At 72.3% G+C, this 13,874-nt stretch carries 8 protein-coding genes and 1 tRNA gene; 3 read left to right on the top strand and 6 right to left on the bottom strand.

The features are described 5' to 3' along the window. Nucleotides 1-237: 237 nt before the first annotated feature. From thrC to OCT49_RS24745, 5 genes are all read right to left on the bottom strand, one after another. Nucleotides 238-1,308, bottom strand: coding sequence for a threonine synthase (gene thrC / locus OCT49_RS24765; protein WP_283854028.1), 1,071 nt, complete (start codon nt 1,306-1,308; stop codon nt 238-240). Nucleotides 1,309-1,314: 6 nt separating this feature from the next. Further along, complete coding sequence (locus OCT49_RS24760; RefSeq protein WP_283854027.1) at nt 1,315-2,643, bottom strand: homoserine dehydrogenase; 1,329 nt, start codon at nt 2,641-2,643, stop codon at nt 1,315-1,317. 95 nt (nt 2,644-2,738) lie between these two features. After that, entirely contained in the window at nt 2,739-4,130 is a 1,392-nt protein-coding gene (gene lysA / locus OCT49_RS24755; RefSeq protein WP_283854026.1) for a diaminopimelate decarboxylase, read from the bottom strand. 26 nt (nt 4,131-4,156) lie between these two features. After that, entirely contained in the window at nt 4,157-5,155 is a 999-nt protein-coding gene (gene nrtL, locus OCT49_RS24750) for an ArgS-related anticodon-binding protein NrtL (protein ID WP_283854025.1), read from the bottom strand. A gap of 55 nt (nt 5,156-5,210) precedes the next feature. Further along, nucleotides 5,211-5,645, bottom strand: a complete 435-nt coding sequence (locus tag OCT49_RS24745; RefSeq protein WP_283854024.1) for a response regulator — start codon at nt 5,643-5,645, stop codon at nt 5,211-5,213. 231 nt (nt 5,646-5,876) lie between these two features. Between OCT49_RS24745 and OCT49_RS24740 the strand changes: the two genes are divergently transcribed. Continuing rightward, a tRNA-Arg gene (locus tag OCT49_RS24740) sits at nt 5,877-5,948 on the top strand. A gap of 471 nt (nt 5,949-6,419) precedes the next feature. Continuing rightward, nucleotides 6,420-8,612 (top strand): ATP-binding protein, encoded by a 2,193-nt coding sequence (locus tag OCT49_RS24735; RefSeq protein ID WP_283854023.1) that lies wholly within the window; start codon nt 6,420-6,422, stop codon nt 8,610-8,612. A gap of 418 nt (nt 8,613-9,030) precedes the next feature. Here the strand turns inward: OCT49_RS24735 and OCT49_RS24730 are convergent, their stop codons facing one another. Further along, the gene (locus tag OCT49_RS24730) at nt 9,031-10,284 is read right to left on the bottom strand and encodes a hypothetical protein (RefSeq protein ID WP_283854022.1); all 1,254 of its coding nucleotides are present in this window, start codon (nt 10,282-10,284) and stop codon (nt 9,031-9,033) included. Nucleotides 10,285-10,677: 393 nt separating this feature from the next. Here OCT49_RS24730 and OCT49_RS24725 point away from each other — a divergent pair, with 393 nt between their 5' ends. Next, on the top strand, nt 10,678-13,851 hold the full coding sequence (locus OCT49_RS24725) for an AfsR/SARP family transcriptional regulator (RefSeq protein WP_283854021.1): 3,174 nt from the start codon (nt 10,678-10,680) through the stop codon (nt 13,849-13,851). Nucleotides 13,852-13,874: the final 23 nt, after the last annotated feature.

The raw sequence follows: 13,874 nt of genomic DNA, 5'->3' as shown, positions 1-13,874 counted from the left end.
GGGACGCCGGGGTTTGCGGAGCGGCTTTGCCGGGCAGCTCCGCGGGCCTTCGCCGAACGAATTCACCGGGCCCTTCCGCAGCAGGACTTTCCGGCGCCGGAACGGGGTTCCCCTTCCCTCGGCGGCAGCGGGCCGGATTTCCGTCGGCCGCTCGCCCCGGCCCGCCGCGAACGGCCGGCGCGGGCGCTTCCGGGCCCGGCCGGCCGGAAAGAGCCGCACCGGCCGGGCCCGGAAGCCCTACGCGAGGCCCAGCTTCTCGGCGGCGGTGGCCGCGTCGACGGGGACCGTGACCGGCTGCGGGGCGCCCGCGACGGCCCAGTCGGGGTCCTTGAGGCCGTTCCCGGTGACCGTGCAGACGATCTTCTGGCCCGGGTCGACCTTGCCCTCCTCGGCGGCCTTCAGCAGACCGGCCACGGACGCGGCCGACGCGGGCTCGACGAAGACGCCCTCCTGCGAGGCCAACAGACGGTAGGCGGACAGAATCTGGCGGTCCGTCACCTCGTCGATGAAACCGCCCGATTCGTCCCGGGCGTTCAGCGCGTACTGCCAGGAGGCCGGGTTGCCGATCCGGATCGCGGTGGCGACGGTCGACGGGTCCTTGACGATCTCGCCGCGGACGATGGGCGCGGAGCCGGACGCCTGGAAGCCCCACATGCGCGGGGTGTGCGTGGACACGCCGTCCCCGGCGTACTCCTTGTAACCCTTCCAGTAGGCGGTGATGTTGCCCGCGTTGCCGACCGGGAGGACGTGGACGTCCGGGGCGTCGCCGAGCGCGTCGACGATCTCGAACGCGGCGGTCTTCTGGCCCTCGATGCGGACCGGGTTGACCGAATTGACCAGCGCCACCGGGTAGTTGTCCGAGAGCGAGCGGGCCAGCGTCAGGCAGTCGTCGAAATTGCCGTCCACCTGGAGGATCTTGGCGCCGTGCACGAGTGCCTGGCCCATCTTGCCGAGCGCGATCTTGCCCTGCGGCACGAGGACGGCGCAGACCATGCCGGCCCGCACCGCGTACGCGGCGGCGGAGGCGGAGGTGTTGCCGGTGGAGGCGCAGATGACCGCCTTGGCGCCCTCCTCCTTGGCCCGGGTGATGGCCATCGTCATGCCGCGGTCCTTGAAGGAGCCGGTGGGGTTGGCGCCCTCGACCTTGAGGTGCACCTCGCAGCCCGTGCGCTCGGAGAGGACCTGGGCGGGGACGAGCGGCGTACCGCCTTCACGGAGCGTGACGACCGGCGTCGTGCTCGTGACCGGAAGGCGGTCCCGGTACTCCTCGATGATGCCGCGCCACTGGTGGGTGCCCTTGGTGGTCATGGGTCTTTACTCCCCTTCAACACGCATGATGCTGGCGACACCGCGCACGGTGTCGAGCCCGCGCAGCGCTTCGACGGTCGCCGAGAGGGCGGCGTCGGCCGCGCGGTGGGTGACGACGACGAGGGAGGCCTCGCCGCCCTGCCCGGCGGTGGCCTCGTCGCCGCCGCTCGGATTCCTGCCCTGCTGACGGACGGTATCGATCGATACGCCCTGTTCGGCGAAGACCGTCGCGACCTGGGCGAGCACGCCAGGCTTGTCGGCCACGTCGAGACTGATGTGGTACCGCGTGACGACGTCGCCCATGGGGCTCACCGGCAGTCGGGTGTACGCGGAGTCACCGGGGCCGGTGGCCTCGTTGAGCTTGTTGCGGCAGACCGCGACCAGGTCGCCGAGGACCGCGGACGCGGTGGGCGAGCCGCCGGCGCCGGGGCCGTAGAACATGAGCTGTCCGGCCGCCTCGGCCTCGACGAAGACCGCGTTGTACGCCTCGCGCACGGAGGCCAGCGGGTGGCTCAGCGGGATCATCGCGGGGTGCACGCGGGCGGTGACGGAGTTTCCGTCGGCGGCGCGCTCGCAGATCGCGAGGAGCTTGACGGTGCAGCCCATGCGGCGGGCGGAGACGATGTCGGCGGCGGTGACCTCGGTGATGCCCTCGCGGTACACGTCGCCGATCCTGACCCGGGTGTGGAAGGCGATCCCGGCGAGGATGGCGGCCTTGGCGGCGGCGTCGAAGCCCTCGACGTCGGCGGTCGGGTCGGCCTCGGCGTAACCGAGTGCGGTGGCCTCGTCGAGCGCCTCGGAGTATCCGGCCCCGCTGGTGTCCATCCGGTCGAGGATGAAGTTGGTGGTGCCGTTCACGATGCCGAGGACCCGGTTGACCTTGTCCCCGGCGAGGGACTCGCGCAGCGGCCGGACGAGCGGGATGGCACCGGCCACGGCGGCCTCGTAGTAGAGGTCCCGGCCGTGCTGCTCGGCGGCGGCGTGCAGGGCCGCGCCGTCCTCGGCGAGCAGCGCCTTGTTCGCGGAGACGACGCTCGCGCCGTGCTCGAAGGCGGTGGTGATGAGGGTGCGGGCGGGCTCGATGCCCCCGATGACCTCAATGACGACGTCGATGTCGCCCCGTTTGACCAGGGCCGTCGCATCGGTGGTGATCAGTGCGGGGTCGATGCCCTCGCGCACCTTGGCGGGCCGGCGCACGGCGACCCCGGCGAGTTCGACCGGGGCACCGATGCGCGCGGCGAGGTCGGCGGCGTGCGTCGTCATGATGCGCGCCACCTCTGAGCCGACCACTCCACAGCCCAGCAGCGCCACCTTCAGCGGACGCGTACGCATCATCCGACCTCGTTTCCTTTACATCCGATGTGTGGACCAGTCTCACTCACCGGACGGGAGTTTCTGCTACCCGTCCGGATCCTGAGACATCTATTTCATCAACCGACATCGAGACGCAGGAGATCTTCCTCCGTCTCGCGCCGGACGATCACTCGCGCCGCCCCGTCGCGCACGGCGAGGACGGGCGGACGCAGGGCGTGGTTGTAGTTGCTCGCCATCGAGCGGCAGTACGCGCCGGTGGCGGGCACCGCGATCAGGTCGCCGGGGGCGATGTCGGAGGGCAGGAACGCGTCCTTGACCACGATGTCACCGCTCTCGCAGTGCTTCCCGACGACCCGGACGAGCATCGGCTCGGCGTCGGAGGTGCGCGAGGCGAGCGCGACGGTGTACTCGGCGTCGTACAGCGCGGTGCGGATGTTGTCCGACATGCCGCCGTCGACGCTGACGTACGTGCGCAGCCCATCCAGGGGCTTGACGGTGCCGACCTCGTACAGCGTGAAGGCGGTCGGTCCGACGATGGCGCGGCCCGGCTCGACGGAGATCCGCGGGGTGGCGAGCCCGGCGGCCTCGCACTCGCGGGTCACGATGTCGCCGAGGGCCTTGGCGATCTCGTGCGGCTCGCGCGGGTCGTCCTCGGAGGTGTACGCGATGCCGAGGCCGCCGCCCAGGTCGATCTCGGGCAGTTCCACGCCGTGCTCGTCGCGCACCTCGGCGAGCAGCTGCACCACGCGCCGGGCGGAGACCTCGAAGCCGGCCATGTCGAAGATCTGCGAGCCGATGTGCGAGTGGATGCCGATGAGTTCGAGCCCGTCGAGGGTGAGCGCCCGGCGCACCGCCTCGGCGGCCTGTCCCCCGGCCAGCGCGATGCCGAACTTCTGGTCCTCGTGCGCGGTGGCGATGAACTCGTGGGTGTGCGCCTCGACGCCGACGGTCACCCGGATCTGGACGCGCTGCCGCTTGCCGAGCCGCTGGGCGATGTGCGAGACCCGGGCGATCTCCTGGAAGGAGTCGAGCACGATGCGCCCGACGCCGACGGTGACCGCCCGCTCGATCTCCTCGGCGGTCTTGTTGTTGCCGTGGAAGGCGATGCGCTCGGCGGGCATCCCGGCGTCCAGGGCGCAGGTCAGCTCTCCGCCGGAGCAGACGTCGAGGTTGAGTCCTTCTTCCTTCAGCCAGCGCACGACGGCGCGCGACAGGAACGCCTTGCCGGCGTAGAAGACGTCGGCGTCCTGTCCGAAGGCGTCGGCCCAGGCCCGGCAGCGGGCCCGGAAGTCGCTCTCGTCGAGGACGTAGGCAGGGGTGCCGAATTCCTCGGCCAGCCGGGTGACCCCGATCCCGCCGACGGTGACCGCGCCGTCCTCGTCCCGGGTGACGGTACGGGCCCAGACCTTGGGGTCCAGGGCGTTGAGGTCGGCGGGCGGGGCCGTGTAGTGGCCCTCCGGCATGACGTCGGCGTGGCGGGGACCGGCGGGGTGTGCGGATCGGCTCATGGTGTTGCTCTGCTCTCTCGGGTCTCTCAGAGGACTTCGGGTGCGCTGACGCCGAGCAGGGACAGGCCACCGGCCAGCACCGTCCCGGCGGCTTCGGCGAGGGCGAGCCGGGAGCGGTGGGCGGCCGAGGGTTTCTCGTCCCCGACGGGGAGCGGCGAGGCACTGTCGTGGAAGTCGAAGAAGGCCGCCGCGACGGCCTCCAGCTGCCGGGCGACCCGGTCCGGCTCGCGGTGCCGGGCGGCGGCGGCGAGCACCTCGGGGTGGTCGGCGAGCAGCGCGCCGAGCGCGGGCGCGTCCACCTCCTGCTCGTACCCGGCGTCGAACCCGAGCCGGCGGGCGTTGCCGCTCAGCGCGCGGGTCCGGGCGTACGCGTAGCGCACCCGGAACAGCGGGTTGCCCTCCTGCTGCACGAGCAGTTCCGTGCCCCCCGTGCCCCGGGGCCGGTCGTGCGGGGCGGCCCGCAGCAGCGCCCAGCGCGCGGCGTCGGTCCCGAGCCGCTCGTAGAGGTCGCGGTCGGCGGCGGGCACCGGCACCACGTGCAGCGCCTCCCCGTCCGCGGTCCGCTCCCCCACCGTCGCCCCCCGGGCCCGGAGCAGTCGCTCGACGGTGTCGGTGACGACCCGGGCGCGGAGCTCCTCGACGGGTGCGAACGAGACGGAGGTGCCGGCGAGGGCGTCCCCGTGCCCGTATCCGGTTCCGCGCTCCCGGATGGTCCGGACGAGCGGCCCGAGCCCGCGCGCGGCGGCCGGCAGGGTGAAGTTCAGGAAGCCCGGTCCGGTGACCTCGACGCCCGCGATGCCCGGCGCCTCCCGGATCCGTTCCCGGAGGATCTCGGCCACGTCCCTGGCGGGCAGCGCGGCGGGTCCGGCCAGCTGGAGCGCGACGGCGCAGGCGTAGTGCCCGCGCCCGCCGGGCCTGGTCCGCTCCACCCGCACGCGCGCGGGGACGGGCGCGCGCAGGGCGTTCTCGTCGACCGCGCGGCGCACGGCGTGCAGCACGGTCCTGGAGAGATCGGCGGGGGTCACGGGACAAGCGTAGGGGAGAAAGGGGGGCACATCGCGACCCCGTTTCGCCATGCGGTCACCCCGCGGCGCTCTCCGCCCTCCCGGCTCCGTGCCTGCCGTCGAGCGACGAGGGCGCCTCCCGCTCCGCCAGCCGCCGCACGAGCCGTACCAGCTCGCTCGGCTCGAAGGGCTTCGCCAGGAACGCGTCGACGCCCGCGGCGACCCCGCTGTCCACCTCGTAGGGCGTGCAGGCGCTGATGATCGCCACGGGCAGATGTCTGGTCTGCGGGTCGGAGCGCAATCTGGTGGCGGTCTGCAGACCGTCCAGCCGGGGCATGACGACATCGAGCGTGATCACATCGGGAAGGACCCGATGCACCAGATCCAGACACTCGACACCATCGGTCGCGGTCACGACCTCGAAGCCCTCGAGCTCGAGATTGACCCTGATCAACTGCCGGATGACCTTGTTGTCGTCGACAACAAGCACGCGGCCACACGCCCCTGACACACTCCGAGAGTAGGGGCGCCCCCGTGGCTGCGTCCGGGTTTTACCCACTTCCGCCCCCGGACGGGTGGCGCGAGGCGGTGGCCGGATGCATCCGGCGCACACTGCACGCCCCCTCCCCGACCCTCCGCCCGGCCCCCTCGACGCCGCTCCCGGCGGCCCGGAAATACCTGTTCACGGACACCCTCCGGAAGCTGGTAGTGTTTCCCCCGTCGCCGAGCAACACAGCGATACGCCCCCGTAGCTCAGGGGATAGAGCATCGGCCTCCGGAGCCGTGTGCGCAGGTTCGAATCCTGCCGGGGGCACCTTGCAAAAGGTGCCGAACAGGCCCTCTGATCAGGCAGCAAGCCCGATCGGAGGGCCTTTTTCGTGGACCTCCACGGACGGGTCCGTATGGCCCGGCGCGACCGGTCCCCGGTCTTCGGTCATGCGCCCCGCCCACCGCGGCCGGTTCTGAATTTTTGACGTCTCCCGCCCTGCGGCGCCGCCGGGCCGGTTCGGGCGACCCCGGAGGCAGGCTGCGGGCACGCCGACGGCCTCACCGGCCCGCTCCGAGCACCCGGCGGTCACCCGTACCGGGGTGATGGCTGCCTTTCACGCCCCCGCCCGAGCCACCCGTGGTAGTCATATGCCATCGGCATGCACCAAATCGTCCATCCCTTGGGCAGTATCAGGACATGAGGCGAAGTCGGGTATCCGGTGGGCCGGGTACCGGACGCCCATACGGAAAGGATGTCCCCAAGGGACATTGCCGGTGACCGTTCGTAGGGGGACCGATGCGGGGGCACGAACGCAGTGACAACGACCTGAGCGGCACGGTGGAGGGTCCCGCGATCCAGGCGGGCACCGTGCACGGGGGCATTCACATCCGGTCGGTCGTGGAACCGGCCGACGAGCCGGGCACATCGCCCTGGCAGCTGCCGCCCTCGATCCGGATCGTCGACCGGGCGGCCGAGGTGGGCACGCTGGAGAGGCATCGGACCAGGGCGAGGCTGGAGGGTCGGCCCGCCCTCGCCGTGGTGAGCGGGCTGGGAGGGGTGGGCAAGACCGCGGTCGCGCTGTCCTGGCTGCACAGCCTGCGTCCGCACTTTCCCGGTGGCCAGCTGTACGCGGACCTGCGGGCCCAGGCGCCGGGTGGACCGGTCGATCCGGCCGAGGTGGTGGGGCGGTTCCTGCGGGCGCTCGGCGTGCCGGATCCGCAGGTGCCCGGCGGATTCGCCGAACAGCTGGCGTTGTACCGGTCGTTGACCGCCAACCGACGGCTGGTGGTCATGCTCGACGACGCGGCGACCGCGGCCCAGGTGCGACCCCTGCTGCCCGCGGGGCAGTGCGTGACGGTGGTGACCAGTCGTCGGCGGTTACCGGGGCTGACCGTGGACGGCGGGCAGGTGATCCACCTGGAGCCCCTCGCCCCTGAGGCGGCGGTCGAGTTGCTGGACTCCACGCTCGCCGACGGACGGGTGGCCGCGCAGCCCGAGGAGGCGCGCGCCCTGGTCGAGCTGTGCGCGGGACTGCCGCTCGCGGTGCGCATCGCCGGTGCCCGGCTGGCGGCACGTCCCCGGCACGGCATCACCACCATGGTCCGGGCACTGGCCGCGGAACACGACCGGCTGGAGGCGCTCGCCATCGAGGGCGACCACGACGTCCAGGCGGCACTGGATCTCTCGTACCGGGGGCTGCCGGACAGCGCCGCCCGCCTCTACCGGCTGTTGGGGCTGCACCCCGGGCGGGAGTTCGGCGGGCCGGTGGGCGACGCGGTCCTGGGCGAGGACGCCTCCGAACCGCTCGACGTGCTGTACGACGCGAATCTGCTGATCGACGCGGGTCAGGCGGCGGGCAACGAACGGTACCGCTTCCACGACCTCGTACGACTGCACGCCATCACGCAGGCGAACCGGGACGATTCCCCCGAGGAGCGGGACGCGGCACTGCGCCGCATCGGGTGGTACTACCTGGCCAGTGCCACCCGGGCGGAGGGGATCATCGACCCGCAGCACCGCACCATGGCCCGCTCCTACGGTCCCGGCCCGTCCGTCGTCGCGGACTTCGGGGACGGTCCGGACGCCGCTCTGGACTGGCTGGAGCTGGAGCTGCCCAATCTCATGGCGGTGCTCCGGCAGGCCCGTTCCGCCGGGGTCCCGGAGCTCGCCTGGCAGCTCGCCGACGCGATGTGGCCGTTGTTCCTGCGGCGCAAGTTCTACGCGGAATGGCGCGAGGCCCACCGGGAAGGGCTGCTCGGGGCGCAGGAGACGGACGACGAGGCGGCGGTGTGCCGGATGCTCACCTCCGGCGGCCTGGGCGAACTCGACATGGGACGTCCTGGACCGGCGCTGGAGATGTTCGAGCAGGCCGCCGAGCTCTTCCGGCGTTCGGGCGACGCCCTGGGACACGCGCGCACACTCAACTACCGCGGCCTGGCCCATCAACGGCTCGGCGAGCCGGACCTGGCCGCCGGGTTCTTCGGCCGGGCGGCCGCCGAACTCCTGGACTGCGGGGACCACCGGGCCGCCGGGCTGGCCCGGTTCAACCTCGCCGATGTCGCCGTGTCGCGGGGGCGGTACGAAGCCGCCGTGCCCGATGCCGATGCCGCCCACACCGCGTTGCGGGAGGCGGGAGACACCTACAACACCGCACGCGCCCTCGCGTTGACCGGGCGGGCGCACCTCGGCCTCGGGCGGCTCGACCGGGCCGAGGAAGTTCTGCTGGCCGCCCTGGAGACGCTGCGGTCCATGGCGGCCGATCACGAGGCCGCCCGCGCGCTGGGAAGCCTGGCACAGGTCTCCGAGCGGCGCGGACAGCCGGAACTTGCCGGTGAGCGTTACCGGAAGGCGCTGGTCCTGTACTCCGAGGCCGGCCAATCGGACTCGGACGAGGCGCGGGAGGCGGGTGACCGGCTCAGGGCACTGGACCCGGAACCGGGGCCGGACGGCGGGGGCAGCGACGGTCCGGCCGCCGACCCCGCGGGCTGAACGCGGACGGTTCTGATCACACGTACCGGCGCCGTGCCGAACTCCGCCGTGGGCAGCCCGGCCACCAGCCAGGCGTGGGCGAGCGAGGCCCGAACCGCCCAGGACGGTCCGGGGCCGCGGGCCTCCAGCAGCACCCGCCCGTGGCGGCCGAGCCGCAGCCAGCAGCGAGCCCCCCGGTGCACCGCCACGACCAGTGCCGCCGGGTACCGCGCCGCCAGGGCCGCGACGCCTCCCGGTCCGTCCCCCCGGGCCACGAGCACATCGGCGAGTCCGGGCAGCGGAGGTGGCGCGGGCAGCCGGACCCGGAGGTGCTCGTCCACCAGCGGGACACCGGAGCCCGGGAGCAGCAGTGCGACACCGGTGTGGCGGAACGGTCCCGGGGCCCCGGGGTCCTCGGACAGCACCATGGTGACCGGTGTCATCGGATGCTCCTGCCCGGCTCGTCGTACCGCAGAGTGAACGGCAACGGCGCATGCTCCGCCGCGGGCCGGACGGCCGGCGCACGCAGTCTGAGCTTCCGGTAGATCAGCGCGCGCATCCGGCAGGCGAACCTGCCGGGCTCGGAGGTGATCCGGGCGGCCACCTGCTCGTACCGCTGCTTGCGGTACAGCGCTGTCGCCCGGCTCAGCTGCCGGCCGATCGGACGGTCCGCGTCCAGCCTGGGTGCGATGGCGGCCAGTTCGGCCACCGGTGAGCCGGGGTCCACATCGGCCTCCGGGGCGCCCGCCATCAGTACGGGCACGCCGGTCGTCGCACCGTAGAGCGAGACGGAGCCGTGGTCGCCGACGACGTAGTCCGCGGCAACCAGGGCCCCGACCCAGTCGGCGTACTGGCTGATCACCGTCAGGCCCACCCGGCCGGGGCTCGCGAGCCAGCTGCGGATCTGCCACTCCCCATGGGCGTTCCAGATGTTCGGGTGAAGCAGCACCGCCACCCGGTAGTCCTCCTGCGGCAGTTCGGTGACCAGCCGTTCCAGGAGTTCCGGGGCCCGTCCGAACAGGGAGCGCGTCCCCCAGGTGGAACAGACGAGCACCAGCCGCTGCCGGGCCCCGGTGCGCAGTGCCTCGCGGTAGAGGGCACGCAGGGGCAGGCTCGCCGCGATGCGGTCGTAGCAGGGGTCGCCGATCACTTCGGCCGCGGGCAGCGCCTCGGGGCAGTCACGGCCCAGGCGGTGCAGGTCCTCATGGTGCGCCAGCACGATCGACTCGGGCACCAGCCTGCCGTCGCGGACGAGCCACTCCCGGTTGAGGCCGTACACTCCCCGCTCCGCGACCGGCCGTCCGCGTTGCCCGCCGGGGACCTTCTTGTTGTGTCCGGCGCCGTGCGGCAGCACGATCACCGGGGCGTGCAGGTCGTCGAGACCTCCGTGGGCCGCGGCCAGCGCCAGGTCGAAGGGCATCTGACACGCTTGCGGCCAGGGCAGGACCAGCCCGTTGAGCTCCTCCAGGAAGGAGTGCACGCCGTGGCTGAACACATCGGGCGCCGCGGTGAAGAACACCTGCACCCGGGCGTCGCCCTCCAGTAGCCGGATCGCCTCCAGCAGCCGTTGTCCGGAGGTCACCGTGTGCACCACGGCCAGGACCGTTCTGCGGATCTTCCGGGTGATCCAGCGTTCCACGTCCAGGCGTATCGGCACGGGCGGCCGATGGGTTTCGGCCATTGTCGGACTCATCGAATCGATCCCCCGATTCCTCTCCCCCGGACCGGCGGTTCCGGCCGGGACCGCCGCGCCGTTCGCGGCGTTCGGTACAGGGGTGCCCTGCGGAGTTGACGGGTTGCTTGAAGGAATCCTGCACTCCGGGTGCGGCCCGATCCGGGCTGCCGGGGCCCCGGTTCCGGTTGCCGATTCCGGTCGTCGGACCGGTTCGGAGGTGCGCCCAGCACGCCCCCATGCGCCCCTGTCCGCTCCCCGAGCGGGGCGAGTAACAGTGAGAGGTCCTGCACATGTGTGCGGGCGCTGCCGACGGCAGCAGGAAGTAGCACACCCAGCGGGGGCGATGTGGAACTTCTTGCTCTGGGACCTCTTGAACTATGGCATCAGGGCCGGCAGTGCCCGCTCGGTTCGGTGAAAACGCGCTGCGTACTGGCGGTGCTGCTGCACGCACGCGGTGAACCGGTCTCCATGGAGGCGCTGATCGACCGGGTCTGGGGCGACGGCCCGCCCGTCACGGCCGTGGACACGATGCAGAGCTACGTGTCGCGCCTGCGGGGCCTGCTGCGCAAGGCGGTCGGTGACCTCGTCCAGGTGGATCGCCCGTCGCCGCGCCGGTACCAGCTCTGGCTCGATCCCCGCGTCGAGGTCGACCTGAGCCACTTCCGGCGGTTGCGGAAGGAGGCCCGCGCGGCGGCCGGGCAGGGCAGGCAGGAGCTGGCCGTCGGTCTGCTGCGCGCGGCGGAGGACAGATGGCGCGGCGACCCCCTGCCGGAGTCCACGAGCGACTGGGCGGATTCGGTACGGGGCCGCCTGGTGGAGGACCACCGCAGCGTACGGGGGGAGCGCATCCGGTTGGAGCTGGAGCTGGGGCGGCACGCCGATCTCATCGGGGAGCTGCATGAACTGGCCGCGGAGAGCCCGCTGGCCCAGCAGGTGATCGCCTCGTTGATGCTGGCCCTCTACCGGTCCGGCCGACCCGACGAGGCGCTCCAGGTCTACCGGAACACACGGCAGCGGCTGCGGGACGGGCTGGGTATCGAACCAGGCCCCGACCTGCAAGAACTCCATCAGAGCATCCTGAAGCAGGACCGTACGCTCACCAGGACGGCGACCGTCGTCGAACTGTCGGCGGCCCGGGAGCCACGTTCCAACCTTCCGCGCGACAGCCGGGACTTCACCGGGCGCACGGAAGAACTCCGCCTGTTGCTCGGCGATGCGGAGCACCTCGCCGCCGATGCCGGCACGAGAGCCGATGCCGGCAGAGCAGCCGCCGGTCCCCGCCCGCACGACGCCACCCGGTACGCCATGCCACTGACCGTGATCCACGGGATGCCCGGCATCGGCAAGACGGCGCTCGCCGTCCATGCCGCGCACCGGCTCCGCGCCGCGTACCCCGGGGGTCTGCTCTACGTCGATCTGCACGGGTACAGCGGACGGCCGCCGTACGAGCCCGCCGAGGCGCTCGCGGTGTTGCTCCACGCGGCCGGGGTCGACAGCGGGCTGCCGGATCCCGTCGACGGCGAACCGCCGGATCCTGTCGATGTGTGGGCTGCCCGGTGGCGGGAGTGGACGTCACGCCATCGGGTGCTCGTGGTGCTCGACAACGCCAGAAGCTCTTCCCAGGTGCGTCCGCTCCTGCCCGGATCCGCCGCCTGCAGGGCGATCGTGACCAGCCGGAAGCGGCTCGCCGGACTGGACGGGGCCACCGCCCTGCGGATGGAGGTGCTGCCGGGTCCGGAGGCCGCTGCCCTGTTCACCCGCATCGCGGGAGCGGACCGGGTCCCCGCCGACCCCGGGGCCCTCACGGCCGTGACGGATGCCTGTGGCTGCCATCCACTGATGATCCAGCTGCTGGCGAGCCGCTTCCGGCACCGGAAGTCCTGGGATCTGGGCCATCTGCTGGACCGGCTGGCCGCCGCCGCGGACCCGCTCGACGAGTTCGACGACGGTGAGCTCGTCTCGGTGATGCGCTTCTCCTACACCGAACTCGCCCCTCCCACCCGGTCGTTGCTGGCCCGGCTGGCACTGCACCCGGGTCCCGACATCACCGTCGCCGCCGCCACCGCACTGGCCGGGACGGCGCCGGACGGTGCCCTCGTCCGGCGCAGCGTGGACGAGCTCCAGGACTTCCACCTGCTGGAGGAGCCCTCTCCCGGCCGGTACCGCCTGCACGAGCTGACCAGGGCCTTCGCCCTGCGGGAGCTCACCCGTACGGAGCCGCCCGAGGCGCGGACGGAAGCACTGGACCGGCTTTTCGCCCATTACCTCACCACCGCGCACCACGCGGACCGGCACACCCGTCCCCTGCGCCGACGGCTGCCGTCGGCAACCGAACACGTCTCCGCGTACGCACAGGACTTCGCCTGCGCCGACGACGCCGCCGAGTGGCTCGTCCTGGAACGGGCCAACCTCCTCGCGGTCGCGGTCGCGGCGGCCGGCGAGGCTTCCAGGTACGCGGCGTTCTTCCCCCATGTGATCGCCCCCGAACTCAAGCAGTGGGGTACCTGGGCCGTCACCAACAAGCTGTACGGAGCGGCCGTACCGGCCCTGCGTGCCCGCGGCGACCGGTACGCACTGGCCCAGACCCTGGTGGAGGCGGCCGAGGCACTGGCTCAGACCGGCCACGACGAGGCCCTCAGCTGTGCGAACGAGGCACTGGTCCTGTTCCGGCGGCTGGACCGGCCGGACGGTTGTGCGGACGCCCTCCTCCAGGCGGGCCGGGCGCATCTGGCGGCGGGGCGCGGAAAGGCGGCACTAAAGGTCCTCGACGACGCGCTGACGGAGTGCCGGCGCATCGGCATGCGCGAGAGGGAAGCGGACGTGCTGAACGTCCAGGGGGCCGCGCTCTTCCAGGCGGGGCGGTACGGCGAGGCCCTGGACAAGGTCCGGGTGATGCTCGGCATCCATCAGGAAACCGGGAACTTTCTCGGGCAGATCCACGCGCTGAACAACTCGGGCGACGTGTGCGCGTCCCAAGGACGGTATCCGGAAGCCCTCGAATTCTACGAACGCTCCCTGGAGCTGGCCCGGCTTCACGGCGGACGCCAGGAGCTGGACATACTCGACACCAACATGGGGGCCGTGTACCAGGCGACCGGGCAGACCGCCCAGGCCCTGGCGTGCTTCCAACGCTCCTTGGAGAGCCATCGCGCCCACGGCGACGCGCTGGGCGAGATCAACGTCCTCATCCAACTGGGAAAGACGCATGCGGAGCTGGGGCGGCGGGACGAAGGGCTGGCCCATCTGCTCACGGCGGTGGAGGTGGCCCGCAGGATCGACAGCCCGTACGAGTGTCAGCGCGCCCTGCTCGGTGCGGCCGATGTCCAGTACGCCTCGGGGCAGTTCGCCGCGGCGGCCCGGGGGTACGAAGAGGCACTGGCGGTCGCCCGCGCGGCGGCTTCCCTGCTCGGTTGCGCACGGGCGGTCGCGGGACTGGCCCGCACGGCTCTGCGCACGGGCAACCTGGGGCTGGCAAAGCGCCGCACGAGGCTGGGCGCGGCCCTGTACTCCAGGCTCGCCATGCGGGAGGAGGCGGATGAGCTGCGAAACCTGCTGCGGGATCATCCTCGGGTGGCCGACTCCTGAACGGATGCCCCGGAGCCGGCCGG

This window comes from Streptomyces sp. ML-6, from assembly GCF_030116705.1.
Taxonomy (GTDB): domain Bacteria; phylum Actinomycetota; class Actinomycetes; order Streptomycetales; family Streptomycetaceae; genus Streptomyces.
This window is presented reverse-complemented; position numbering and strand designations above follow the sequence as displayed.

Bases quoted from the DNA above. Each gene is read 5' to 3' on its own strand.
- thrC (WP_283854028.1), bottom strand. From the start codon at position 1,308: ATGACCACCAAGGGCACCCACCAGTGGCGCGGCATCATCGAGGAGTAC.
- OCT49_RS24760 (WP_283854027.1), bottom strand. From the start codon at position 2,643: ATGATGCGTACGCGTCCGCTGAAGGTGGCGCTGCTGGGCTGTGGAGTG.
- OCT49_RS24730 (WP_283854022.1), bottom strand. From the start codon at position 10,284: ATGAGTCCGACAATGGCCGAAACCCATCGGCCGCCCGTGCCGATACGC.
- OCT49_RS24735 (WP_283854023.1), top strand. From the start codon at position 6,420: ATGCGGGGGCACGAACGCAGTGACAACGACCTGAGCGGCACGGTGGAG.
- lysA (WP_283854026.1), bottom strand. From the start codon at position 4,130: ATGAGCCGATCCGCACACCCCGCCGGTCCCCGCCACGCCGACGTCATG.